Source organism: Sphingomonas sp. SORGH_AS_0789, assembly GCF_031453055.1.
Taxonomy (GTDB): Bacteria; Pseudomonadota; Alphaproteobacteria; order Sphingomonadales; family Sphingomonadaceae; genus Sphingomonas.
In genome coordinates, this window is the sequence record NZ_JAVIYV010000001.1 from 244280 (window position 1) to 267462 (window position 23183).

Consider the following 23183-nt stretch of genomic DNA (forward strand, 5'->3'; position numbering starts at 1 on the left):
CCCCTCCTCATGCTGTAGGATCGATCGCGCGGTAGGCGGCGATCAGCCTTTCTTCGCCCGCGCGGCCCTTGACCGAATTGCCATGTTCCATGCCTATCACCCCGGCATAGCCCTGAGCTTTCAGGAAGCGGCAGATATTGGCATAGTTGATCTCGCCGCTGCCCGGCTCGTTGCGGCCGGGATTGTCGCCGAACTGGATATAGCCGATCTCGTCCCAACAGAGTTTCAGGGTCGGGATCAGATTCCCCGACTGAATCTGCTCGTGATACAGGTCGGCCAGCACCTTCACGCCCGGACTGTTCGCCCCGCGCGCCACCGCATAGCCCTCTGCGATCGACTGCATGAAGACGCCGGGATGGTTGGTCCGGGTGTTGAGCGGCTCCATCACCAGCGCCATTCCGTGCGGCGCGACGATATCGCCCGCGCGGCGCATCACGTCGATGATCCGGCCCATCTGGATCGCAGGGTGCAGACGCTTGTCCATGAAGCCGGTGACGACAGTCATCCGCGTCGCGCCGACCCGCTTGGCGACATCGACCGCGCTTGTCACATCGGCGAGGAAGGCTTGCCGCTCCCCATCGTCGTCACCGCCCAGCAGCGGCCGGGACTCGGACCATTTGGGCATCGACGCGACGAACACGCCCATCGTCATCTTCCGGTCGCGCAGCGCCTTGGCGATCGCTTCCTGTTCGGCCACCGGGCGGAGGCGATATTCATTGTCCTCCCAGGCCCAGAAACCCTGATCGGCGGCATAGGCAATCTGCTCGACTGAGCTGTCGCCCCGGCTGGCAAAGCTGCCCAGATGCGGCGCGAAGCCCAGGGTGAAGCGCGCGGCATTGGAGGATCGACCCGCCTTCTGCGCCGCCAGCGCGGCCACCGGCGCGGCGGCGGCGATCCCGCCCAGGATGGTGCGTCGCGACCAGCTCATGCGACGGTCTCCATGACAGGGCGGTGAGGACGGCGGCGCTCGGCCAGCCAGATGCCGCCAAAGACGAACAACAGGATCACCGGCACGATCGCCAGCCGTGCAAAGGACTGCGACGCCGCCGCATCCTCGACCTGGCGCAGCGCCTCGCCGGTCAGCCGCTTGAACGCTTCCGGTCCACCGGCCAGCTCGACCTTGGCGGCATCGAACATCGCGCCAAGACGCGGCAGGACGAAGAAGCTCGCCAGCGCGCCCGCCGATCCGACCAGCCCCAATGCCCAGGCCCCGCCGCGGGGATACCGCTCGGCCACCGACGCCAGCATGGTCGGCCACATCGCACAGACGCCCAGCCCCCAGACGGTCGAGGCCAGCACCGCCGCCACCGGCGACTGCGCGCGCGACAGCAGGAACAGGCCGATCCCCGCCATCAGGCTCGACACCCAGAGCAGCCCCGGATTGGACAGCCGCCCCGCAATCCGCCCGGCGAAATGGCGGAACACGAACATCAGCGCGCTGACATAGACGAGCAGCAGGATGCCGCGCATCCCGACCCGGCTGCTCAGCGCTACGTCGAGCCACTGGCCCGGCGCCAGCTCGGACGCGGCAGTCAGGAACATCGCGCCGAACCAGACGAAGAAGCTGGGCCGCTTGAAGACCTCGGCGATCATCCCGCCGAAACCGACATCGCGCACCTCGCGCGGCACTGGCGGAAAGCGGGTGGTCGCCGCCATCACCAGCACGCCCAGCGCGGGGATCAGGACCAGTGCCATGATCGCCTGCCACGACAAGACCTCAGCGAGGAGCACGCCCGCCAGCCCACCGACGATCAGTCCGCCGGGATACCAGGCGTGCAGCACGTTCAGCCGGTGCGTCGTCTCTTCCGGATAGAGCCGCGCGGTCAACGGGTTGATCGACGCCTCCGCCAGACCCCAGCCAATCCCGCTGAGCAGCATCCCGCCCCAGACGATGTGATAGACCGCCATGCCGCTGGCCAGCGAGCCCGCCCCGACGATCGCCGCCGTCCCGACCAGAAAGCACAGGCCGCATCCGATCAGCATCTGCCGCGCGCCGATCCGGTCGAGCAAGGCGCTCGCCACGAACAGCGTCGCCGCAAAGCCCAGAAAGGCCGAGCCCAGCGCCGACCCGATCAGCTCCCCCGCCTGCACCGGCGCGATGGGATCGATCCACTGCGCCTTCAGGCTGCTCGCCACCGCCGCGCGCAACGCCGCGCTGGCGGCGGCCGTGAACAAGGCCAGCACGCTCAGCCAGAACAGACGCGACCGATTGTCCGGTACCGCTTCCATGCCCCACTCCCGCTTTTATTTTTTGTCAGACTTTACCTTCCGAAGCGGATGGTCAAGCCATTGAATTGCTTAAATTCCTAACCAGCGTCTATTCGCCGCCGGATCGCCGCCACCGGCGAAATCGTCAAAGGCGCGCTCGGCCCGGCGGATCATATGGGCGGCGATGAACGGAACCCCTTCGCGCGCGCCGTCCTCCGGGTGCTTCAGGCAGCATTCCCATTCCAGCACCGCCCAACCGGCATAGCCATATTGGGTCAGCTTGGAGAAAATCCCGCCGAAATCCACCTGCCCGTCGCCCAGCGACCGGAACCGCCCCGGCCGGTCGATCCAATCGCTGTAACTGCCATAGACACCCGCGCGGCCGGTCGGGTTGAACTCGGCATCCTTGACGTGGAACATGCGGATGCGGTCGTGATAGAAGTCGATGAATTGCAGATAATCCATCGCCTGCAGCACGAAATGGCTGGGGTCGTAGAGGATATTGGCGCGGGCATGGCCGCCGACCGAATCCAGGAAACGTTCGAAGGTCGTTCCGTCGTGGAGATCCTCGCCGGGATGGAGTTCGTAGCAGAGGTCGACGCCCTCCTCCTCGAACGCATCCAGGATCGGCCGCCAGCGCTTGCCGAGTTCGGCAAACCCTTCCGCGACCAGCCCGGCGGGACGCTGCGGCCAGGGATAGACGAAGGGCCAGAGCAGCGCGCCCGAAAAGGTCGCATGCGCCTTCAGGCCCAGCCGCCGACTCGCCTTGGCAGCATATCCGAGTTGCTCGACCGCCCAGGCCTGTCGCTCGGCGGGTTTGCCCCGCACCGCCTCGGGCGCGAAGCCGTCGAACGCGGCGTCATAGGCGGGGTGGACCGCGACCAGCTGCCCCTGCAAATGGGTCGACAATTCGGTGATCGCGACCCCGGCATCGGCACAGCGACCGGCCAGATCATCGCAATAATCCTGGCTTTCGGCGGCCGTCTTCAGGTCGATGCAACGCGCGTCCCAGGTCGGGATCTGCACGCCTTCATAGCCCGCCTCCGCCATCCAGCGCGCCGCCGAGTCCAGCGTGTCGAACGGGGCCGCATCGCCCATGAACTGCGCCAGGAAGATGCCCGGCCCGCGCATGGTGGGCACCGCACTCACTTGGCGGTCTCGGCCTTGAGATAGGCGATCAGCGCGGCGCGCTTGGCCGGATCGGCGACGCCGATCGGCATCCGCGTGCCCGGCACCTTCTTCATCGGGGCGGCGATAAACTCGTTCAGCGTCTTGTCGTCCCACTTCAACCCGGAGGCCTTCATCGCGGGCGAATAGTTGAAGCCGGGCACCGACCCGGCCTGCCGCCCGAAGACCCCGTTCAGATTGGGACCGACGCCGTTCCGCCCGCCCTTGTTGAGCGTGTGGCAGGCGCGGCAGGCGGCAAAGGCCTGTGCCCCCGCGGCGGGGGCCGATTGCGCGGTCGATGGCGCATTGGCGGCGATGACGATGGTCATGGCACCGGGCAATGCGGCCACCCAGAGCAGCTGCCTCATCCTCACTCTCCTGTCATTTTCTTTCCCAGACTCGCTGGTTCGCGATCGAGTTTACCGCTAAACCGTCGGCGTGCAAGCATCGAATGTCGCCATGTGAGCGACCGGGGCAAAGGAGAGGATGATGGCGAAGCGCAGGTTGCGGCTGGCGATGGCGGGTGGCGGCGAAGGGGCCTTTATCGGGGCGATCCATCGCATGGCCGCGGCGCTGGACGGGGATTGGGATCTGGTCGCGGGCGCGTTCAGCAGCGATCCGCAGCGCAACCGCCGGACGGGCAAACAGCTGGGCCTGTCCCCCGACCGGGTCCATGACACGCTCGACGCGCTGCTGGCCGACGAGCGCGCGCGTGCCGAAGGGGACCGGATCGATGCGGTCGCGATCGTCACGCCCAATCATCTCCACGCCCCCATGGCGATCGCCGCACTGAACGCCGGTTTCGCGGTGTTCAGCGAAAAGCCGATGGCGATGAACCTCGCCGAAGCCCGCGCCATCGCCGAGGCCGCCCGCACCTCGGGCCGGCTCTATGCGCTCGCCTTCACCTATAGCGGCTATCCGATGGTCGAGGAGGCGCGGGCGCGGGTGGCGCGGGGCGATTTCGGCGCGATCCGGCTGATCCATGTCGAATATATCCAGGGCTGGCTGAGCCGCCCGCTCGACCGCGAAGGCAACAAACAGGCCGAATGGCGCACCGACCCGGCGCGCGCCGGGCTGGGCGGCTGCCTGGGCGATATCGGCACCCATGCCTTTCAACTGGCCGAGCATGTCTCGGGCCACCGAGTCGCGGCCTTGTCGGCGGACGTGACGACCCATGTCGACGGGCGGATGCTCGACGACGATGTGAACGTGCTTCTCCGCTTCGACGGCGGCGCGCGCGGCACGTTGCGCGCGACCCAGGTGGCGGCGGGTGAGGAAAACGGCCTGCGCCTGCGCATCCATGGCGAGAAGGGCGGGCTGGAATGGTCGCAGATGGAGCCGAACACGCTGACCCTGCGCTGGCTCGACCGCCCGGCGGAGATCGTCCGCGCGGGCGGGCCGGGGCTGGCCGACACCACCCTGCCCCGCCAGCGCACGCCGGGCGGCCACCCCGAAGGCTATATCGAAGCCTTCGCCAATCTCTACCGCGCGGTCGCCCGGACGCTGGACGAGGATGGCCCGGCAGAAGGCGGCGCGATCGGCGCGGCGGACTGGTTTCCGGGATTGGTGCCGGGGTTGCGCACCATGGCCTTTGTCGAGGCGGCGCTCGCCAATGCCGCGTCGGACGAGAAATGGACGGCGTTTCCCGAGGTCGATAGCATCGGGGGCCAGGTCTGACTGGCATTCAGTATCGCGTCTTCTTCCCCTCTCCCCTGGACAGGGGAGAGGGTTAGCGAAGCTTGCCAGCCTGCTGGCTAGCGCAGCTTGGGTGAGGGGTTGAGCGAGCCCAAGGGCTCGCGCGCTGCGCGCATGCCCCCTCACCCAGCTCCGACTAAGCCTTTGCTCATGCAAAGGCCAAGTCTGCGCAACCCTCTCCCCTCTGCGAGGGGCGAGGGACGGAAAGGCATCGCTGAATGGCGATCGGCCCTAGGTCTGATCGGTAGGACCGACGGACCGGGCCGCGCCGGGCTATCGGCTCATCGGGAGGGGCACGGCGGCGTCAGGTCTTGCGCCCCCGCACGATCCTGACTGCTCCGGCCAGGACCGCCGCATCCTCGGCAAAGCCCGTCTTCGTCTGGCCATAACGGCCCAGCGCCGCCATGCGTCCGCGCCAGCCGGGATAGGAGGCGATCACCGCCGTCACGCCGCCGACCGCCGCGCCCAGCCAGCGATGCTTCGGGCTGGCGAGCGCCGCGCCTGCGATCGCCGAGGTGGTGAAGCGGGCCGCGAGACCGATCGGCACGATCCGGTCGGGCGCGGTCTTCTGCTTGTCGCCCGCCATCTCGCCGATGGCGAGCGCCAGCGTGCCCGCCGCGACCAGCGGGTTGGCGAGCCATTTCAGCGGCCCCTTGCCCAGCCGCAATTCCCCACGCGCCGCCGCGATCGACACGGCGGCCAGCGGGGTCATGGCGCGCTGACCGCCGACCAGACCCATTTTGAACGATGCGAGCATGACGCGACCCTTTTCGTGAAACCCATGACGAGCGGCACCAATCCCGCCGCCCGCCACCGGGTTCCCGGCGGCCTGTCGCGCCCCCTTTCCCACGACATCCCGACTGCGCCATGATGCGGGCATGAAACCCATCCTTCCCCTCGCCGCGCTGCTGTCGCTTGCCGCCTGTTCCTCCAACACCCAGCCCACGGGTCTGAGCGAGGAGGAGAATCGCCAGCTCAACGAGGCCGCCGCCATGCTCGATGCCAATGCGGTCGATCTGAACGCGATGACGCCTTCGAACGTTACGGGGGAAACATCCCATGATACCGAGGGTTAAGCGTCCATGACCGACAAGAATCTGCGCCGCCTGGGATCGACCGACCTGATGATCGCGCCCTTGGTGCTGGGCGGCAATGTGTTCGGCTGGACCGCCGATCGCACGGCGAGCTTTGCGGTGCTCGACGCCTTTGTCGACCAGGGCGGTACGATGATCGACACCGCCGATGTCTATTCGGCCTGGGTCGACGGGCATCAAGGCGGCGAGTCCGAGGCGATGATCGGCGAATGGCTGAGGGCCCGCGGAAAGCGCGACCGGGTGCTGATCGCGACCAAGGTCGGGATGCTGCCCGGCGAAGGCGGCGAGAAGCTGGCGCCCGCGCGGATCGTGGCGGCGGCCGAAGCCTCGCTGAAGCGGTTGGGCACCGACCATATCGACCTGTATTTCGCGCATCAGGATGACGAGGATCAGCCGCAGGAGGCGGTGATGGAGGCCTTTGCCCGGCTGGTCGAGGCGGGCAAGGTCCGCGTGATCGGCGCGTCCAACTTCCACGCCGCCCGGCTGAAGTCCGCCAATGACGCGGCGCGTGACGCGGGACTGCCGCGCTTCCACGTCCTTCAGCCCGAATATAATCTGGTCAGCCGCCACAAGTTCGAGGGCGAATTGCAGGATTACTGCGTCACCGAGAATATCGGCGTCGTCCCCTATTACGGGCTCGCCGCCGGGTTCCTGACCGGCAAGTACCGCAGCGAAGCCGATCTGTCGCAAAGCGTGCGGGGCGCCCGGATGGGGGAGCTGCTGCACGGCAAGGGGGCCGATGTCCTCGCCGCGCTCGACGATGTGGCAGAGGAGGTGCGGGCCACCCCGGCGCAGGTGGCGCTGGCCTGGCTGATGGCCCAGGCGGGCGTCACCGCCCCGATCGCGAGCGCGACCAGCGTGACCCAGCTGAGCGAATTGACGCCCGCTATGCACCTGACCCTGACCGACGACCAGATGGCCCGACTCGACGCCAGCGGCGCCTAGACAGCGAAATTAAACTATATTAATTTGGAAAATCTTGTCATTCCCTTGTCATCAGAGCCCATGTCCGCACCGCGACCGACCGTCCTGATCGTCGAAGACCAGCCGCTGCTGTTGCTGCATGTCCGCTTCGCGTTCGAGGATGCCGGTTATGCGGTGATCCAGGCGGCGAATGCCGACGAGGCGCTGATCGCGCTGGACCGTCATCCGGACATTCGCGCGGTCTTCACCGATGTCGCGATGCCGGGCTCGCTCGACGGCGCGGCGCTGGCGGAGCGCATCCGGGGGGCCTATCCGCGCGTCGCGGTGCTGGTGACGTTGGGGCATCAGGCCTTTGCCCCCACCGACCTGCCCGACGATATTCGCTTCGTCGCCAAGCCTTATGTCGGGCACGAGATCATCCGGATGCTCGAAGAGGAAATGGCCTGACCCCAGGCCCGTTTTCGCGTCAGGCCGCCCTGGCCTGGACCACGCCCGGACGACCGATCAGATAGCCCTGGATCTGGTCGCACCCCAATTCGCGCAGGGTCGCCAGTTGCGCCTCGGTTTCCACGCCCTCGGCGACGATCGGGATGTTCAGGCTGCGTCCCAGTCCGATCGAGGCGCGGACGATCGACAAAGCGGGGCCGTGCGAATCCATGCCGCTGGTGAAGCTGCGATCGATCTTGATCTTGTCGAACCGGAATTGCTGGAGGCTGCTGAGCGAGGAATAGCCGGTGCCGAAATCGTCCATGACGATCCGCACCCCCGCCTGGCGCAGCGCGCACAGATTGGCGGTGGCGGTCTCGCGCTGCTCGATCAGCACGCCCTCGGTCACCTCCACCTCGACACGACGCGGGTCGAAGCCATGGTCGAGGATCGTCGCCAGCATCTGCCTAGCGAGCATCGGATCGCGCAGCTGCACCGGCGACAGGTTGATCGCCAGCATCCAGTCGCGTGGCCAGGCGCGCGCGACGATCAGCGCCTCGATCAGCAGCCGGTGGCCGATCTCGCCGATCATGCCGTCTTCCTCGGCGATGGCGATGAAGACGTCGGGGCTGACCGGGCCGAGCACCGGGTGGGTCCAGCGCGCCAGCGCCTCCTGTCCAATGATCCGCCGGGTCCGGCAATCCGCGATCGGCTGAAACGCCAGCTGCAATTCGCCGCGCACCCCCGCATCGCGCAGTTCGTGCGCAATCCAGCGGCGCTGGCGACGTTCCTCGTCCATCGCCGAGTCGTAATGACGGGCACGGTGGCGGCCGTCCGCCTTGGCCCGGTAGAGCGCGATATCGGCGCAGGCCTGAAGCTCGTCGGCTTCGCGACCATGGCGCGGCGACAGGGCGACGCCGATGCTCATCCGCACCGCCGGGCTGGCGGGATCGTTGGCGACGATGGCATAGATACGGCGCACCAGCGCCTCGGCATCCTGTTCGTCGGGGGCCAGATGGTGGATGATGGCGAACTCGTCCCCGCCGATCCGCGCGACGGTATCGCCGCTGCCCACCGCCGCGGCGAGCAGATCGCTGGCGCGCCGGAGCATGGTGTCGCCGGTGGCATGGCCGAGCGTGTCGTTCACACCCTTGAACCCGTCCAGATCGACCGCCAGCAACGCGATCCGGCGTCCGGCCTGCAAGGCCGCGTTGAGCCGCCGTTCAAAGACGACCCGGTTGGCCAGCCCGGTCAGCGGATCGTGATGGGCCAGATATTCGACCTGTCGCTGGATACGCTCGCGCTCCTCGGCGGCGCGGGCCAGCGCGTCCATGCCGCGCGCCAGTTCGCCCAGTTCGTCGCGACGGCGCAGGCAGAGCGGCTCCAGCGTCAGGCCCGCGCTCATCGCGCGCATCGCCGCGACGATGTTCATCAACGGGCGCATGATCCGGTTCCGCAGCCAGAGGATCAGCCCGGATACCAGGATCACGACCAGCAACCCGGCCAGGACCATCTGGACCAGCGCACGCCTGGCCAGCGCCTCCACCTCCCGCGTCTGCCATCCCAGCCGACGGATCAGCCGTTCGTGCACGGCGTCGCGCCGCCCCTCCAGCACGTGCAGTTCGGCGATGAAGACCGGCATGGTCCGCTTCATCGAATCCCGATCACTCGCCTGACGGATCACGTCCCGCGCCGTGCGCAGAAGCTGCCGCTCCGCCGCCAGCTCTTCGTCATGGGCCGTGACGAGGTCCGGCGGCACGCCGCCATCCTCGACCCGCGAGGCGGCCAGCCAGGCCCGTGCGCTGACGTCCAGCATGTGCCAGCGTTGCGCCGGCACGCTGCCCCCCTGCTCGACCCGCCGGGTCAGCGCACCGATTCGGACCCGGAAATCGCGCAGTTGCGCGTCCTTCTTGTCATGCTGGTCGAGCAGCGTCGCGATCCGGCGCGTCGACTGGACCATGGTAAGCAACTGGTTGTTCAACAGAAGTCCACAGCCGCCGAGGAGCATGAAAATGCCAAGGACGATGGTCAGCATCGCCGCGAACCGAAATTCCAGGGACTGAATACGACGATGAAGCCAGGTCATGGCGTTCGTTGTATACGATCAACCCTTAAAACAGGTTAAGTAATCCAGATCGTATTTCTCAATCCGGGGCAAAGACCAGCGCGTTGATCGGCCGGTCTCGTTCGCCCACGATCAGGGCCCGGCCGATGGGGGGCAGGGATCTTTGCGGACAGGCGGGGCGAGGACAATGGCGACAACCGGGCCCGATCGGCGTCGCCGGTCCGGTCAGCGCATGCCCGCGCGCGGCGGCCAGTTGCCCCGCCAGACCGGCCTCCAGTCCCAGGACCAGCGCGAAACGCGCGGTCACGCCCGAGACCGACCGCCCCGCGCGGCTCCCGGCCAGTGCGATGGTCGCGAAGCGGCTGCCATCGGGCATCTCGACCAGTTGGAACACCGCCTCCCCCACACGCTCGAAGGCGGCGAAGACGGTCCATAGCGGACACCGTCCTTCGGCCTCGACCAGCACTGGATTGGCCGAACCGGCATAGCGTTTGGACACCTGCCCCGCGCGGTCCACGCGCATCAGGAAAAAGGGCAGCCCCCGCGCACCGACCCGCCCCAGGGTGGTCAGCCGATGCGCCAATTGCTCGTACGAAACGCCGAAGCGCCGCGCGACGATCTCCAGGTCATAGCCGGTCGCCTCGCACGCGCGCAGGACGCGGGCATAGGGCATGACCAAAGCTGCCGCGAAATAGCGTTGCAGGTGGCGACGGAACAGCCGCTCGGCGATCCGGTCGCCAAAGGCCGCGCCGCGCGCCAGCGCGTCGATCTCGGCGCGGGCCTCCAACTGGGCGAGTTGCGTCGCCAGCGCAAAGACGCGCGCCGGGGCCTCCAGCATCTCCGACAGCTGCAACTGGCGCGCATGGAGGTCCAGCCGGGTCAGCAGATCGGGCAAAATGTCGATCGGCAGGATGCGGATGGTCAGCGCGTGGCGGACGCGAAGCCGCTCGGCCAGCGCGCCATAGAGATCGCCCGCCGCCATGCGCAGTTCGTCGGCCAGCCCCTCGGCCGCCGCGTCGAGATCGGGGAAATGGTTGCGCCACCGCTCGATCTCGCGCCGGACGAGCAGTGTCGGATCGGGCGCGGCCGGGGTCGCAGCCTTCGCCTCGCCAACCCCTGCGATCCGGTCGAACGCGCGGGCAAAGGCCTCCGCGCCGCCGGGCGCCGCCGCCAGCCATTCCTCCAGCTCCGTCCGGTCGATTTCCAGATCGGCGAACATCGGATCGGCCAGCCGCCGCCGCATCGCCGCCGTCCCGCCCCCCGGCGCATCCGCCGCCAGCGCGCGCGGGTCGAAGTCGAACGTCTCGACCAGCCGCACCAGCAGCGCCGCCGAGACGGGGCGCTGATTGCGTTCGATGAGGTTGAGATAGCTTGGCGAGATGGCGAGCATCTCGGCCATCGCCGCCTGCGACAATCCATGCTGGCGGCGCAACCGTCGCACTGCATGACCCGCGATCAGCTTGGCTCCGCCCATGCCCGGCTCTCCTCCGGCATCATGCTGCTATGCCGCGCAGAGGCTGTCAATTCTTTACAAGACGACATGTTGGAGGCCGCAGCGACGTGACCCCGACACGCGCCAAAACAATGCAACTGCCTATCTCATCGCTCTGAACAGCCGCATTCTCCGCCTCAGGGAATAGCGATTTTGTAAAGGATCACGCCATGACGCAGAGCTTCACCGACCTGGTTCCGGCCCCTGCCGGGCGGTTCGACGGGATCGCCCGTCCCTACGCCCCGGCGGATGTCGCGCGGCTGCGCGGGTCGATCGCGGTGGAGCATACGCTCGCCCGGCGCGGCGCGCTGAAGCTGTGGGAATTGCTGAAGGCCGAGGATTATGTCCATGCGCTGGGCGCGCTGTCGGGCAACCAGGCGATGCAGATGGTCCGCGCGGGGCTGAAGGCCATCTATCTGTCGGGCTGGCAGGTCGCGGCCGACGCCAATACGGCGGGGCAGATGTATCCCGACCAGTCGCTCTACCCCGCCAATGCCGGGCCCGAGCTGGCGCGGCGGATCAACGCGACGCTGGCGCGCGCCGACCAGATCGAACATGCCGAGGGCGGCGCGACCCGCGACTGGTTCGCCCCGATCATCGCCGATGCCGAAGCCGGATTCGGCGGTCCGCTCAACTGCTTCGAGATCATGAAGGCCTATATCGCGGCGGGCGCGGCGGGCGTGCATTTCGAGGACCAGCTGGCATCGGAGAAGAAGTGCGGCCATCTGGGCGGCAAGGTGCTGATCCCGACCGCCGCGCATATCCGCAATCTGGATGCGGCGCGGCTGGCGGCGGATGTGGCGGGCGTGCCGACGGTGATCTGCGCGCGCACCGACGCCGAAAGCGCGCGGCTGATCACCTCGGACGTGGACGAGCGCGATGCCGAATTCCTGACCGGCGAGCGGACGCCCGAGGGCTTTTTCCGTCTGAAGGAGGGCACCGGGGTCGATCATTGCATCAAGCGCGGCCTGGCCTTCGCGCCGCATGCCGATCTGCTGTGGTGGGAGACGTCGAAGCCCAATCTTGCCGATGCCCGCCGCTTCGCCGAGGCGATCCGGCGCGCCTATCCGGACAAGATGCTCGCCTATAACTGCTCGCCCAGCTTCAACTGGGAGAAGAATCTGGACCGCGACGACATCGCCCGCTTCCAGCGGGAGATCGGGGCGATGGGGTACAAGTTCCAGTTCGTCACGCTCGCCGGGTTCCACCAGCTCAATTACGGCATGTTCGAGCTGGCGCGCGGCTATCGCGACCGGGGCATGGCGGCCTATTCCGAGCTGCAACAGGCCGAGTTCGCCGCCGAGGGCCATGGCTATACCGCGACCCGCCACCAGCGCGAGGTAGGCACCGGCTATTTCGACCTGATCGCGCAGACCGTGGCGGGCGGCGACAGCTCGACCACCGCGCTCGCCCAATCCACCGAGGCCGCCCAGTTCGAGCGGGCCGCCTGACCCCGTTCATAAGAGAGGAGAATATGCCATGCCGACCGAACCCCAACGCAGCCGCGCCGTCTTCTCCACCGAGGATTTCGCGCTGATGAAGGAAGCCGTCGCCGAACACGTCAAGCGTGTCGCCGACGATCCCCGATCGATCAAGTTCGCCCACCTGTACCACCGGCTGGGGCGGATCGCGTCATAAGGGTTTCTCCCGCCGCCGCCACCAGCCCATCACCCCTCTTCCTTGGGGAAGGAAGCGCCCCGCCGATCCAGCATCGGCGGGGTTTGTTCGCGCTGCGGAACAAGCGGCCCGATCGCGCGCTTGACCGCCCATGCCCGACACCGGCCTGACCGCGCGCATCCGCGAGAATATCGTCCTGTACGGCGCGCTCGCCGCCAATCTGGGCATCGGCGTCGCCAAGTTCATCGCCGCCGGGATCACCGGCTCGTCCTCGATGCTGACCGAGGGCGTTCATTCGGTGGTGGACAGCGGCAACCAGATCCTGCTGCTCTATGGCCAGAAGCGCGCCAGGCGCGGGCCCGATGCGGTCCACCCCTTCGGCTATGGACGCGAGCTGTATTTCTGGGCCTTCGTGGTCGCCATCCTGATCTTCGCGCTGGGCGCGGGCATCTCGATCTATGAGGGCTGGCTGCATGTCCAGACGCCCGAAGAGCTGCGCGATCCCACCGTCAACTATATCGTCCTGGCCATCGCCTTCGCGCTCGAAGGCGCATCCTGGACGATCGCGGTGCGCGAATTCGCGCGGGCCAAGGGCGATGGCGGCTGGTGGCAGGCGATCCATGAGTCGAAGGACCCGGCGGGCTTCATCGTGCTGTTCGAGGATTCGGCGGCGCTGGCCGGGCTGGTCATCGCCGGACTGGGCGTCTGGCTGTCGCACCGGCTGGGCGATCCGCGGATCGACGGCATCGCCTCGATCCTGATTGGCTTGGTCCTGGGGCTGGTCGCGATCCTGCTCGCGCGCGAGGCCAAGGGGCTGCTGATCGGCGAGCGCGCCGACCCGCAGGTGGTGGAGACGATCCGCACGATCGTCGCCGACCGCCCCTGGATCGCGCACGTCAACCATGTCCGCACGATCCACACCGCGCCCGACAGCATCTTCGCCGCGATCAGCGCCGATTTCGTCGACTCCGTTCCGATGGGCGAGGCGGAGACGCTGATCGAGACGCTGGAGGACGATCTGCGCCGCGCGGTGCCGATGCTGTCCTCCATCTATATCCGTCCGGAGAAGCATGAAAATGCCGCTCCGCCCGTGCCCCAATCTCCGCTATGAGTGCGTTGATGACGATGCTTTTGCGGCTTGCCCTCGCTCTGACCTTTTCGCTTCTCGGCGCGCTTCCCGCGCAGGCGGCGGTGACCATCACCTTCTGGAGCCATGAGTTGGGGAACAGCTTTCCCCATGCCTTTTTCAGCCTGCACGGCACGGTCGACGCCACCGGCGCGCCGGTCGACGCCAATTACGGCTTCACCGCCAAGTCGGTTTCCCCGGCATTGCTGATGGGGACGGTCAAGGGGCGGCTGGATATCTCCAAGCCCTTCTATATCGCGACCAGCGACGCGCAATTTTCCTATGTGATGACCGACGCGCAATATGGCGACATCCTGGCGCTGGTCGCCGCCTGGGACGAGAAGACGGGCGATGGCCGTTACAATCTGAACCAGCGCAACTGCGTCCATTTCGTGCAGGAAGCGGCACGACGGCTGGGGCTGGTCGGGCTGGAGCATCCCGAGCTGATGAAGAAGCCCCGCTCCTATCTGAAGACCGTGGCGCAGGCGAATGCCGGCCGCGTGACCGTCATCGGCCAGAGCGGCAAAGCCTATCTCGCCTCGCTGCCGCCGCTCCCCGCCGCCCCGTCGAGCCTCGCGCCGGTGGCTCAGGTCCCGGCTGGCACCAGCTCGACGATGTCCAGCACCGACTCATAAGCGGGATAGGGAAAGGCGATCCGCCAGCGTTTGGCGTCCACCCGCTCCACGACGCCCGCCATGTCGCGCGCCTCGTCGCGACCATAGGCATAGGACCGTTCTTCGTCCCCCAGGATCAGCGTGCCCAGGAAGATGCTGCGCGCATCGGTGTCGCCATAGATCCGCCCGGCGAGCCGCTGCGACCCGTCCAGCTTGGCCAGTTGCGTTCCGCCCGCCGACACGCGGCAACGGAAATAGGAATAGGCGACATAGGTCAGCACCGCGCGCCCTTGCGACCCCAGCTTGATCGTCCGGCAGCGATAGTCGCCATCGGGCAGGGTCGGCTCGGCGATCGAGTGATCGGGGTCGGCCAGTTCGCCCAGGCCATCAATCTCCTTGCCCGCACCCCCTGCCCGCGCCTGCCCCAGCGCCTTCATCCAGGCGGTGCGCCAGCCGCGCAGCCGGATACGGTCCGACTCGGTCGCCGCGCGTCGCCAGTCGGTCGCATCCGCATCGCGGCGCGCCGGGGCGGGCGCCGCCGTCGCCAGGACGGCGAGCGCGGCCAACAGCCCGGCCGCCTTCACTGCGCGGTCCATCCGCCATCGACCGACAGGTTCGCGCCGGTGATCGCCCTGGCCTCGTCGCGGCACAGGAACAGCGCCAGCGCCGCGACCTGTTCGACGGTGACGAATTCCTTGGTCGGCTGCGCCTTGAGCAGCACGTCCTCGATCACCTGCTCGCGGCTCAGCCCGCGCGCCTTCATCGTGTCGGGGATCTGGTTCTCGACCAGCGGCGTCCAGACATAGCCGGGCGAGATGCAATTGGCGGTGATGCCGTCGGTCGCGACCTCCAGCGCCACCGTCTTGGTGATGCCGACCACGCCATGCTTGGCCGCGACATAGGCCGATTTGTTGGGGCTGGCGACCAGGCTGTGTGCCGAGGCGGTAGTGATGATCCGGCCCCAGCCCTTTTGCCGCATGTGCGGGATCGCCGCGCGCATCATGTGCCAGGCTGAGGACAGGTTGATCGCGATGATCGCATCCCATTTCTCGACCGGAAATTCGGCGATCGGGGCGACATGCTGGATACCGGCATTGTTGATGACGATGTCCACCGATCCCGTCTCCGCCGCCGCGCGCGCGATCATCGCCTCGATCTGGTCGGGCCGGGTCATGTCGGCGGCATCGTACAGCGCCGCGGCACCGCTGAGCTCCGCCAGCGCGGCGCGGTTCGCCTCGATCGCGTCCGCCTCGCCGAAACCGTTCAGCATCACCGCCGCGCCCTCGGCGGCCAGCGCCCTGGCATAGGCAAGGCCGATGCCCGAGGTGGAACCGGAAATCACCGCCGTCTTGCCCTTCAGGAACATGCCATTCTCCCTTGGTCCGCCCGCACCATGCTGGCAGACGCCCCCCGGTGCAACCGCCGGAAGGCTTTGCGGGTTCAACGCATGACAGACCCGTTATAGGGGCAGGAACGAAGGGGAATGACGCCATGCGGCTCGACGATTATGACAACGACATCAATGTCGGCGAGGCGCAATCCAGCGGGGGCTTCGGCGGCGGAGGCGGTGGCGGCCTGCTCTTCGGCCTGTTGCCGCTGATCGGCAGTCGATTCGGCTGCGGCGGGATCGTCGTCGTCCTCATCATCCTGGCGGTCGTCGGCCTGAACCCGCTGAGCCTGCTGACCGGCGGCGGTGGCGGCGGCAATGCGCCCGTCACCCGCTCCGCCGGTTCGTCGGGGGAACAGAGCGTCCGGCAGGTGTGCGAGGCCTCGCCCGAGCGGCGTGAGACCTGCCGCGCGTTCAGCAATGCCGACAACACCTGGGAAAAGATTTTCGCCCAGGCCGGTCAGCGCTTCGAGGCGCCGGGCCTGCGCTTCTTCAGCGGATCGGGCCGCTCGGGCTGCGGCGCGGCGCAGTCGGCGATGGGGCCCTTCTATTGCCCGACCGATAGCGGCATCTATCTCGACACCAGCTTCTTCAACGAACTGGAGACCCGTTTCGGCGCAAAGGGCGATTTCGCACGCTATTATGTCGTCGCGCACGAGTTCGGCCATCACATCCAGAACCTGCTCGGCACCTCGACCAAGGTGCGGCAGGCACAGCAGGCGGCGGGCGAGGCGGAGGGCAATGCCCTGTCGGTCCGGCTGGAATTGCAGGCGGATTGCTATGCGGGCGTCTGGGCCGCGAAGAATCGCGATCGGCTGGAACCCGGCGATGTCGAGGAAGGCATGACCGCCGCCCGTGCGATCGGCGACGACACGCTCCAGCGCGAGGCGACCGGCCGGGTCGTGCCCGACAGCTTCACCCATGGCACCTCGGAACAGCGGATGCGCTGGCTGCGGCGCGGGATCGAGACGGGCGATCCCGCCCAGTGCGACACCTTCTCGGGCGCGATCTGACGCCCGGTTCGCCGCCCCGGCGTACGGCCGGGGCGGCGGCGTTCCGGCTTATAGCTTGACGAGCATCTTGCCCTTGTTGCCGCCGGAGAACAGCGCCAGAAAGGCCTCCGGCGTGCGGTCGAGACCTTCGAACACCGTCTCCTCGCGCTGCAGCTTCCCCTCGCCCAGCATCGCCGCCATATCGCGGTAAAAGCCCTGCTGGTCCTTGAAGTCGCTGACGATGAAACCCTGGATCCGCACCCGGTTGCCGATCAGGCGCGCCAGATACTTCAGGCTCGTCGGCTTGGCGTCGTTATAGACGTCGATCATGCCGCAAATCGCAAAGCGCGCGCCCGGATTGGCATGGGCCAGCGCCGCGTCGAGATGGTCGCCGCCGACATTGTCGAAATAGACGTCGATCCCGTCCGGCGCGGCCTTGCCCAGCGCCTCGACCACCGACACATCGCCCTTATAGTCGATGACCGCATCGGCGCCGAGCGAACGGACCCAGTCGGTCTTGTCCTTGCCGCCTGCCGAGCCGATCACCGTCATGCCCTTCGCCTTGGCGATCTGGACCACGGTCGACCCGACCGCCCCCGCCGCCGCCGAGACGAAGACGGTGTCGCCGGGCTTGGCCTCCGCCACCTGGAGCAGGCCGTAATAGGCGGTCATGCCCGGCATGCCGAACTGCCCCAGAAACGCCTGCGGATCGACGCCCAGATCGGGGAGCGGCTGGACATGCTGCGCCGGGATCACCGCCTCGTCGCGCCAGCCCGCCATATGGCTGACCAGCGTGCCGACCGGGACGGTTTCCGCGCGGCTCTCGACCACCTCGCCGATCGCCCCGCCCTGCATCGGCTCGCCCAGCTGGAAGGGCGGGACATAGCTTTTCCCGTCATTCATCCGGCCGCGCATATAGGGATCGACCGACAGCCAGCGGTTCGCCACGCGCACCTGCCCGTCGGCCAGTTCGGAAAGCGGCTGTTCGACCAGCGCGAAATCCTCGTCGCGCGGCATCCCCTTGGGACGCGCCGCCAGAGTCCAGGCCTTCATCATCTTGTCCTTTTCGTCATGGGTTGCGGACATGGGAAAGGGCCCGGATGTTGTCCACCCGAGCCCCTGAGAAAAAGTCACTGATGCGTGACGATTTCGGCCTTAATAGCCCCGATTGCCATCCTGGCCCGTGGTCGAGCCGGTCGTGGCACCCGTCGTCGTCGTGCTGCCGGTGCCGGTGGTCGCACCGGTCGACGTGCTGCCAGCCGCATTGCCGGTCGCGGCGGTCTGGCCGGTCGCGGACGTCTGGCCATAGCCGCTCGACTGACCATAGGACGAACTCTGGCCGTAACGGTTCGAGCCCTGCTCACTGGTGCGGTCGCCGAACATCGCACGGGCATTCTCTTCCTCGCGCCACTGGGCCTTGGCTTCCTCGGCGGTCTTGGTCAGCGTCACCTTGTCCTCAACCGACTTCAGCCAGCGCGACGGGATCGAATGATGCTGGCCGCCCGCATCCTTATCGTTCTTGGTCAGCAGAATGCGGTCGCCGCGCACCTTGTCCACCGTGCCGACATGGCTGCCGTCCGAACCGACGACCTCCTGATGCTCGGTCACCTTGCCCAGCAGGCCGCGCTGGCCCTGGCGTTCGGTTCGCCAGCTGTCGAATTCATTGTGGAACTTGGTGCGGTTTTCGCTGCGATATTCGTCATAGTCGCGGTCGAGCGCGGCGATCTGGCCCGAGCGCCAGCTGTCATAGTCGCGGTCTTGCGCCGCATAATAGCGCTCGTCGTACTGCGCATCCGCCTCGCGACGACGCTCGGCCTCCTCGTCGCCGAACCACGAGCGGACCTCGTCTCCGGCACGGGCGAAGAAGCCGCGATCCTCATAGTCATAGCCCTGGGGCTGGCGACCATAATCGCCACCCGATTGCGGACGACGGTCCTGGCCCCGGCCCTGCTCGTAACGGCCCTGCTCATAGCGACCCTGGCGGTCATCGCGTCCATAACGGTCGCCGGTATAGCCATAGCCGCGCGACGAATCGCCATAGTTCGCCGTCCGATACCCCTGATCGCGGTCGCCCGAACGATAGGAATCGCGGCCCTGGTCGCGCTCGTTGCGATAGCCATAATCGCCCGAGCGGCCTTCGCCGTAACGCCCTTCATTGTAACGGCCGCCGAAATCCTGACGCGAACCGCCGCGATACTCGCCGCGCTGGTCATAGCCCTGGCGGCCATAGCCCTGATGGCCATAGTCGCGTGCGCCATAACCGCGACGGCTGTCGTTACGGTCGTTGCCGCGATCGTCGTCGAACGCACCGGCGGCTTCGTAATCGCGCGCGCTGGAATAGGTGTAATCCCGCCCCGAGCCGTAGTCCCGGCCATAGTCGAAGTCGCGGTTTCCGCCATTGGCGCCGCGGGAATAGCGATCGTAAGCCATTCAAACCCTCCTGAAATTCGGTCCTGCGGGGGCCGACGCCACTCGATCGGCGGGTCGTGCCTTCCGGGTGTTTCAATGAGGCAGATCAAGACATGGTTCCGTTGCCGCCATGCCAGGCGCGACGGGATGCCCGAGGCGAAGGACCGGAGGCGCGCGAATTTTTTTGCCCGTATCGCGCGAAGCGGTGTTGCGTCGCCCCCGATGACCGGCTAATGGCGTCGCTCCCGACGATAGTCGGGCACGGGGCGGGGCTGTAGCTCAGATGGGAGAGCGCTGCAATCGCACTGCAGAGGTCAGGGGTTCGATTCCCCTCAGCTCCACCACCCCGCCTTTTATTCCCACATCGCAACAGCATGGCGGTCCGCCTGGACTTTCGTCGCATCGTCTTGCCGTTCGCCGCCGTGATGCGTTGATCGGGCGATGACCCCAGACCCGATCCTCCCTGCCCCTTCCGACGCCATCCCCGCCGCCACGCTGATCCTGATGCGTGAAGGCGCGGAGGCGGGCGACCCGCCCGAAATCCTGATGATCGAGCGCGGGGCGGCTCTGGCCTTTCTGGGTGGCGCCATGGTGTTTCCCGGCGGGCGGGTCGATCCGGGCGACCGGGCGATGGTCGCCGCCGCCGATGCCGATCCGGAGGACAGCGCCGCGCGGATCGCCGCTATTCGCGAGACGATCGAGGAGGTCGGGCTGGTGGTCGGCATCGCCCCGACGCCTGACGACGCCCGACAGGAAAGGCTGCGCGACGGGGTGCGACGGGGCGAGAGCCTCGCCACGCTACTGGCCGAGACCGGATCGACGCTGATGCCTGAGGCGCTGACGCCATTTGCCCGCTGGTGCCCCGAGCATGTCCCGGTCCGGCGGTTCGATGCGCGCTTCTATCTCGCCGCGATCGACCGGAGCCGCTCCACGCCCCGGATCGACGGCGGCGAGACCGTCCGCGCCGAATGGCTGCCTGCCGCCGAGGCGCTGGCCCGCGCCGATCGGGACGAGATACGGATCATCTATCCGACCCGCCGGACGCTGGAACGATTGGCGCTCTATCGGGATTTCCCCTCTGCCGTCGCCGATGCCCGTGCATGGCCGGTCCGGCGGATCATCCCCTTCCTGGCGGAGCGTGACGGCGTGCCCAGCATCTGCATTCCCGACGATCTGGGCTTTCCGATCACCGCCGAGCCGGTGGCACAGGCCCGACGCGGCTGATGCGCGCGCTCCGCCGCTGGACGACCCTGGTGGTCGCGCTGGCGGGAGCGGCGATGCTGGGCCTGTTGCTCTGGAGCATGGCGCGGCGCCACCCCCAGGACATGCCCTGGGCGCCGCTCGACCTGGGGCAGCCGGTCGGGCTGTTCACCGGGCGCAAGCTGACGGCGCTCACCCAGGATCCTGCGCAATGCCTCGCACTGCTGGAGCGGGCGGGGATTCGGCATAATCGCCTTCCCGACCGCCGCGACGGGCCGCAATGCGGCTATGACGATGTCGTGCGGTTCACTGCCGGCGGCGCGCGGACGATCGGCTATCGCCCCGCCTCGCTGGGCATATCCTGCCCGGTCGCGGCCTCGCTCGCGCTATGGGAATGGGACAGCGTCCAGCCCGCCGCGCGCGACCTGTTGGGCGCACAGGTCGTCGCGATCGATCATCTGGGCAGCTATAATTGCCGCCGGATCAGCGGCCGTTCGTCCAGCGACTGGAGCGAGCACGCCAGCGCCAATGCGATCGACGTGGCGGGCTTTCGCCTGAGCGACGGGCGGCGGATCAGCGTCGCGCGCGACTGGAAGGACGACGGCCCGGCCGGACGCTTCCTGCACCGCGTGCGCGACGATGCCTGTCGGCTGTTCGCCACGACCCTGTCACCCGATTACAATGCAGCCCATGCCGACCATTTCCATCTGGACCAAGCCTATCGCGGCCCGATGGGCTGGCGCGCCTGTCGATAGGGTGACGGAGCCCCCCGCTCCGCCACCACCATGGTTCAGTTGGCCAGCGAGGTGCCGTTCGTGTCGACCTTCTCCACCCAATGCGGGAAGAAGGCGGGCTGGCGACTGGACCAGCCCGAAGCGGTCGCCGCCGCCTCGCTGATCGACTGGAGCAATTGCCGCCGCAGTTCGGGATGCAGATGCGGCAGCGCCGCCGCCGAGCAGAAGACCGCGGGCAGCCAGGGCCGGACTTCGGCCCCGACCAGCCGCTCGTACAGGAAGCGGAAGGCCGAGAAGCTGGTCAGACGCCCCTGCCCCAGATCGAAGGCGGCGATCGTCACGAACGGCGCCATGAAGGGTTCGAGCGACTCCAATCCGCTGTCGACGGGGATATGGTGCCGGATCTCGGGCAGATTGCGATACAGCCGCGCCTGCGCCCGGATGCTCGCCGCCTCGACCACGTCGCGCGACCAGCGCGCCATCGCATCCTCACGGTCCAGCCCGATGTCGAGCGAGCGGCGGATGTAACGCTGGGTCGCCGCCGCGAAACCTGCAAATTCCTTCATCTCGGCCAGTGTCATCGCGCCTTCGGCCGGTCTGTTCTTCGATCCCATGTGCTCACCCCGCCCATCGAAACTAACCCGATCATCATGCGCGCATTAGGTTAACGCAACGCTGAACGACCGGGTACAGAGCATCACGAAATTCGCCGCGCCGCAACATTGATTGCGACGAAGTGCAGGATGATGTTCGGAATTTTTCCGAATAGGTATGATCGGCGACATTTTAGGCCCGTTACAGCCGATACGCGTTTCATATGCGGCCATAGGGTCGGCGAGCCTCTTGCCCGGCCGTCGGGCGCGATGCCGGGGACGCGGTCGCCCCCGACATGGCTTTACTGCGGAACCGCCTCAGCGTTCCTCTTCGGTGTAGCCCGACGACTCCGCCGGGCCGTCACGGCCGGGCTGGGTGTTGGAGGGCGGATCGCTGGCATCCATCGATTCGTCGAGGCTCTCGTCGAGCTGGGCGTCGACATCCTCGGGGTTCTTGGCCAGATTCCCGGTGATGTCGGGGTCCTGCCCCGCATCCTGCTCGGGCGGGCGCGGACGGTTGCCCTGCTCGGCCTGGTCGCCGCCCGGCGCGACGGAAACGCTGTCGAGCGCGCGATCGTCGATGCTGTCGTTCATGGCAATTCCCCATCTGATTGGACAGGATCAACGAGCCATGACGCACAGCGTTCCTGCCCGCGCTCAGTCCAGACGGCGCACCTTAACCTGTTGATCGCAAAGCCAGGCTTCGCCGAACACGGTCATGAAGGCGATATCGGTCGCGTCGCGCCCCACACAGACCCGGACGATCTCATCCGCGCGCGCCATGCCGGTCGCATCGACCAGATGCCACGCATCGCCCAGCCACAATTCGGCGACCGCATGGAAATCGGGCGGATCGACGCCCGGCGCATAGGCCGAGACGCAGCGCGCCGGGATCTCCGCCGCACGGGCCAGCGCGACCAGCAGATGGGCATAGTCGCGACACACGCCGGTCCGCGACGCGAAGGTGTCGAGCGCGGTCGTCACCCCCTGCGAACTGCCCGAGCGATAGGTCATCCGCGTCGCCACCCATTCGGCCAGCGCCGCCGCCATCGTGCCGCCCGACAGCCCGGCGAAGCGTTGCCGCACGAACCCCTCCAGCTTGTCCGACTCGCAATAACGGCTGGGCAGCAGATAGGGGATCAGATCACCGCCCAGCGCCCGTGCGGGCGTCGCGGGCAGGGTATCGAGCAGCACCACCGGCCGCTCGACTGCCACCACCGCTTCATAGCGCGCACGCAGCGCATGATCGACCCGGACCCAGCAACGCTGGCCGATCCCGTCATCGCCGGGCACCGCCGTCATGCCATGATCGGACCAGATGGTCAGCGCCTGATGCTCCAGCCGCTGGTCGGGCATCGCCGCCGCCTCGATCTGCAACAGGATGTCGGCGGGGTCGGTCACGGTATAGTCGAGCGACACTTCGATCGACAGGCGCATGCC

General features: G+C 67.5%; 25 protein-coding genes and 1 tRNA gene. 12 read left to right on the forward strand and 14 right to left on the reverse strand.

Features of this window, described 5'->3' with window-relative positions; genetic code table 11:
* Positions 1 to 7: 7 nt before the first annotated feature.
* From QE360_RS00995 to QE360_RS01010, 4 genes are all read right to left on the reverse strand, one after another.
* Positions 8 to 928 (reverse strand): TIM barrel protein, encoded by a 921-nt coding sequence (locus tag QE360_RS00995; protein ID WP_309698610.1) that lies wholly within the window; start codon positions 926 to 928, stop codon positions 8 to 10.
* Positions 925 to 2229 (reverse strand): MFS transporter, encoded by a 1305-nt coding sequence (locus QE360_RS01000; RefSeq protein WP_309698612.1) that lies wholly within the window; start codon positions 2227 to 2229, stop codon positions 925 to 927. The genes QE360_RS00995 and QE360_RS01000 overlap by 4 nt, the downstream gene beginning before the upstream one ends.
* A 69-nt stretch (positions 2230 to 2298) precedes the next feature.
* Complete coding sequence (locus QE360_RS01005; protein WP_309704010.1) at positions 2299 to 3339, reverse strand: sugar phosphate isomerase/epimerase; 1041 nt, start codon at positions 3337 to 3339, stop codon at positions 2299 to 2301.
* Positions 3340 to 3353: 14 nt separating this feature from the next.
* The gene (locus QE360_RS01010; RefSeq protein ID WP_405052545.1) at positions 3354 to 3743 is read right to left on the reverse strand and encodes a c-type cytochrome; all 390 of its coding nucleotides are present in this window, start codon (positions 3741 to 3743) and stop codon (positions 3354 to 3356) included.
* Between the two features lie 121 nt (positions 3744 to 3864).
* Here QE360_RS01010 and QE360_RS01015 point away from each other — a divergent pair, with 121 nt between their 5' ends.
* Positions 3865 to 5052 carry a Gfo/Idh/MocA family oxidoreductase gene (locus tag QE360_RS01015; RefSeq protein WP_309704015.1) on the forward strand — a complete coding sequence of 396 codons (1188 nt, stop codon included), beginning with the start codon at positions 3865 to 3867 and terminating at the stop codon, positions 5050 to 5052.
* A 322-nt stretch (positions 5053 to 5374) separates the two neighbouring features.
* Here QE360_RS01015 and QE360_RS01020 read toward each other — a convergent pair whose 3' ends face one another.
* Entirely contained in the window at positions 5375 to 5827 is a 453-nt protein-coding gene (locus QE360_RS01020; RefSeq protein ID WP_309698614.1) for a DUF4126 family protein, read from the reverse strand.
* A 121-nt stretch (positions 5828 to 5948) separates the two neighbouring features.
* On the opposite strand from QE360_RS01020, the gene QE360_RS01025 reads away from it, so the two are divergent.
* From QE360_RS01025 to QE360_RS01035, 3 genes are read left to right on the forward strand one after another with little or no spacing between them, the layout of a single operon-like run.
* The gene (locus QE360_RS01025; protein WP_309698616.1) at positions 5949 to 6146 is read left to right on the forward strand and encodes a hypothetical protein; all 198 of its coding nucleotides are present in this window, start codon (positions 5949 to 5951) and stop codon (positions 6144 to 6146) included.
* 6 nt (positions 6147 to 6152) lie between these two features.
* The gene (locus tag QE360_RS01030; RefSeq protein ID WP_309698618.1) at positions 6153 to 7109 is read left to right on the forward strand and encodes an aldo/keto reductase; all 957 of its coding nucleotides are present in this window, start codon (positions 6153 to 6155) and stop codon (positions 7107 to 7109) included.
* Between the two features lie 60 nt (positions 7110 to 7169).
* Positions 7170 to 7535: a response regulator gene (locus tag QE360_RS01035; protein ID WP_309698620.1), complete on the forward strand. Its 366-nt coding sequence runs from the start codon at positions 7170 to 7172 to the stop codon at positions 7533 to 7535.
* A 19-nt stretch (positions 7536 to 7554) separates the two neighbouring features.
* Here QE360_RS01035 and QE360_RS01040 read toward each other — a convergent pair whose 3' ends face one another.
* Together QE360_RS01040 and QE360_RS01045 are read right to left on the reverse strand one after the other, a co-directional pair.
* On the reverse strand, positions 7555 to 9600 hold the full coding sequence (locus QE360_RS01040) for an EAL domain-containing protein (protein WP_309698622.1): 2046 nt from the start codon (positions 9598 to 9600) through the stop codon (positions 7555 to 7557).
* A gap of 58 nt (positions 9601 to 9658) precedes the next feature.
* The gene (locus QE360_RS01045; RefSeq protein WP_309698624.1) at positions 9659 to 11053 is read right to left on the reverse strand and encodes a short-chain fatty acyl-CoA regulator family protein; all 1395 of its coding nucleotides are present in this window, start codon (positions 11051 to 11053) and stop codon (positions 9659 to 9661) included.
* A gap of 188 nt (positions 11054 to 11241) precedes the next feature.
* On the opposite strand from QE360_RS01045, the gene aceA reads away from it, so the two are divergent.
* The 4 genes from aceA (at position 11242) to QE360_RS01065 (ending at position 14449) form a co-directional block, all read left to right on the forward strand.
* Positions 11242 to 12522 (forward strand): isocitrate lyase, encoded by a 1281-nt coding sequence (gene aceA, locus QE360_RS01050; protein WP_309698626.1) that lies wholly within the window; start codon positions 11242 to 11244, stop codon positions 12520 to 12522.
* Positions 12523 to 12550: 28 nt separating this feature from the next.
* Complete coding sequence (locus QE360_RS01055; RefSeq protein WP_307103943.1) at positions 12551 to 12709, forward strand: hypothetical protein; 159 nt, start codon at positions 12551 to 12553, stop codon at positions 12707 to 12709.
* 130 nt (positions 12710 to 12839) lie between these two features.
* Positions 12840 to 13799, forward strand: coding sequence for a cation diffusion facilitator family transporter (locus QE360_RS01060; RefSeq protein ID WP_309698628.1), 960 nt, complete (start codon positions 12840 to 12842; stop codon positions 13797 to 13799).
* Between the two features lie 8 nt (positions 13800 to 13807).
* Positions 13808 to 14449: a hypothetical protein gene (locus QE360_RS01065; RefSeq protein ID WP_309698630.1), complete on the forward strand. Its 642-nt coding sequence runs from the start codon at positions 13808 to 13810 to the stop codon at positions 14447 to 14449.
* Here the strand turns inward: QE360_RS01065 and QE360_RS01070 are convergent.
* Positions 14401 to 15024, reverse strand: a complete 624-nt coding sequence (locus QE360_RS01070) for a DUF4893 domain-containing protein (protein ID WP_307103936.1) — start codon at positions 15022 to 15024, stop codon at positions 14401 to 14403. The genes QE360_RS01065 and QE360_RS01070 overlap by 49 nt on opposite strands.
* On the reverse strand, positions 15009 to 15794 hold the full coding sequence (locus QE360_RS01075; RefSeq protein ID WP_309698633.1) for a 3-hydroxybutyrate dehydrogenase: 786 nt from the start codon (positions 15792 to 15794) through the stop codon (positions 15009 to 15011). Before QE360_RS01075 ends, QE360_RS01070 begins: the two co-directional genes overlap by 16 nt.
* A gap of 125 nt (positions 15795 to 15919) precedes the next feature.
* Between QE360_RS01075 and QE360_RS01080 the strand changes: the two genes are divergently transcribed.
* The gene (locus QE360_RS01080; RefSeq protein ID WP_307103931.1) at positions 15920 to 16828 is read left to right on the forward strand and encodes a neutral zinc metallopeptidase; all 909 of its coding nucleotides are present in this window, start codon (positions 15920 to 15922) and stop codon (positions 16826 to 16828) included.
* Between the two features lie 48 nt (positions 16829 to 16876).
* Here QE360_RS01080 and QE360_RS01085 read toward each other — a convergent pair whose 3' ends face one another.
* A complete protein-coding gene (locus QE360_RS01085; protein ID WP_405052546.1) occupies positions 16877 to 17893 on the reverse strand; it encodes an NADP-dependent oxidoreductase in 1017 nt (338 codons plus the stop codon).
* Between the two features lie 69 nt (positions 17894 to 17962).
* On the reverse strand, positions 17963 to 19237 hold the full coding sequence (locus QE360_RS01090) for a DUF2171 domain-containing protein (RefSeq protein ID WP_309698636.1): 1275 nt from the start codon (positions 19235 to 19237) through the stop codon (positions 17963 to 17965).
* A gap of 247 nt (positions 19238 to 19484) precedes the next feature.
* Between QE360_RS01090 and QE360_RS01095 the strand changes: the two genes are divergently transcribed.
* The 3 genes from QE360_RS01095 to QE360_RS01105 all read left to right on the forward strand — a co-directional run bounded on the left by QE360_RS01095 (position 19485) and on the right by QE360_RS01105 (position 21171).
* Positions 19485 to 19560: transfer RNA gene (locus tag QE360_RS01095), tRNA-Ala, on the forward strand.
* A 97-nt stretch (positions 19561 to 19657) separates the two neighbouring features.
* Entirely contained in the window at positions 19658 to 20440 is a 783-nt protein-coding gene (locus QE360_RS01100) for an NUDIX domain-containing protein (RefSeq protein WP_309698638.1), read from the forward strand.
* Positions 20440 to 21171 carry an extensin family protein gene (locus QE360_RS01105; protein ID WP_309698640.1) on the forward strand — a complete coding sequence of 244 codons (732 nt, stop codon included), beginning with the start codon at positions 20440 to 20442 and terminating at the stop codon, positions 21169 to 21171. The genes QE360_RS01100 and QE360_RS01105 overlap by 1 nt, the downstream gene beginning before the upstream one ends.
* 35 nt (positions 21172 to 21206) lie before the next feature.
* Here the strand turns inward: QE360_RS01105 and QE360_RS01110 are convergent, their stop codons facing one another.
* The 3 genes from QE360_RS01110 to QE360_RS01120 all read right to left on the reverse strand — a co-directional run bounded on the left by QE360_RS01110 (position 21207) and on the right by QE360_RS01120 (position 23180).
* Positions 21207 to 21764: a hypothetical protein gene (locus tag QE360_RS01110; protein ID WP_307103923.1), complete on the reverse strand. Its 558-nt coding sequence runs from the start codon at positions 21762 to 21764 to the stop codon at positions 21207 to 21209.
* Between the two features lie 297 nt (positions 21765 to 22061).
* Entirely contained in the window at positions 22062 to 22337 is a 276-nt protein-coding gene (locus QE360_RS01115) for a hypothetical protein (RefSeq protein WP_309698642.1), read from the reverse strand.
* 63 nt (positions 22338 to 22400) lie between these two features.
* A complete protein-coding gene (locus tag QE360_RS01120; RefSeq protein ID WP_309698644.1) occupies positions 22401 to 23180 on the reverse strand; it encodes a transglutaminase family protein in 780 nt (259 codons plus the stop codon).
* Positions 23181 to 23183: the final 3 nt, after the last annotated feature.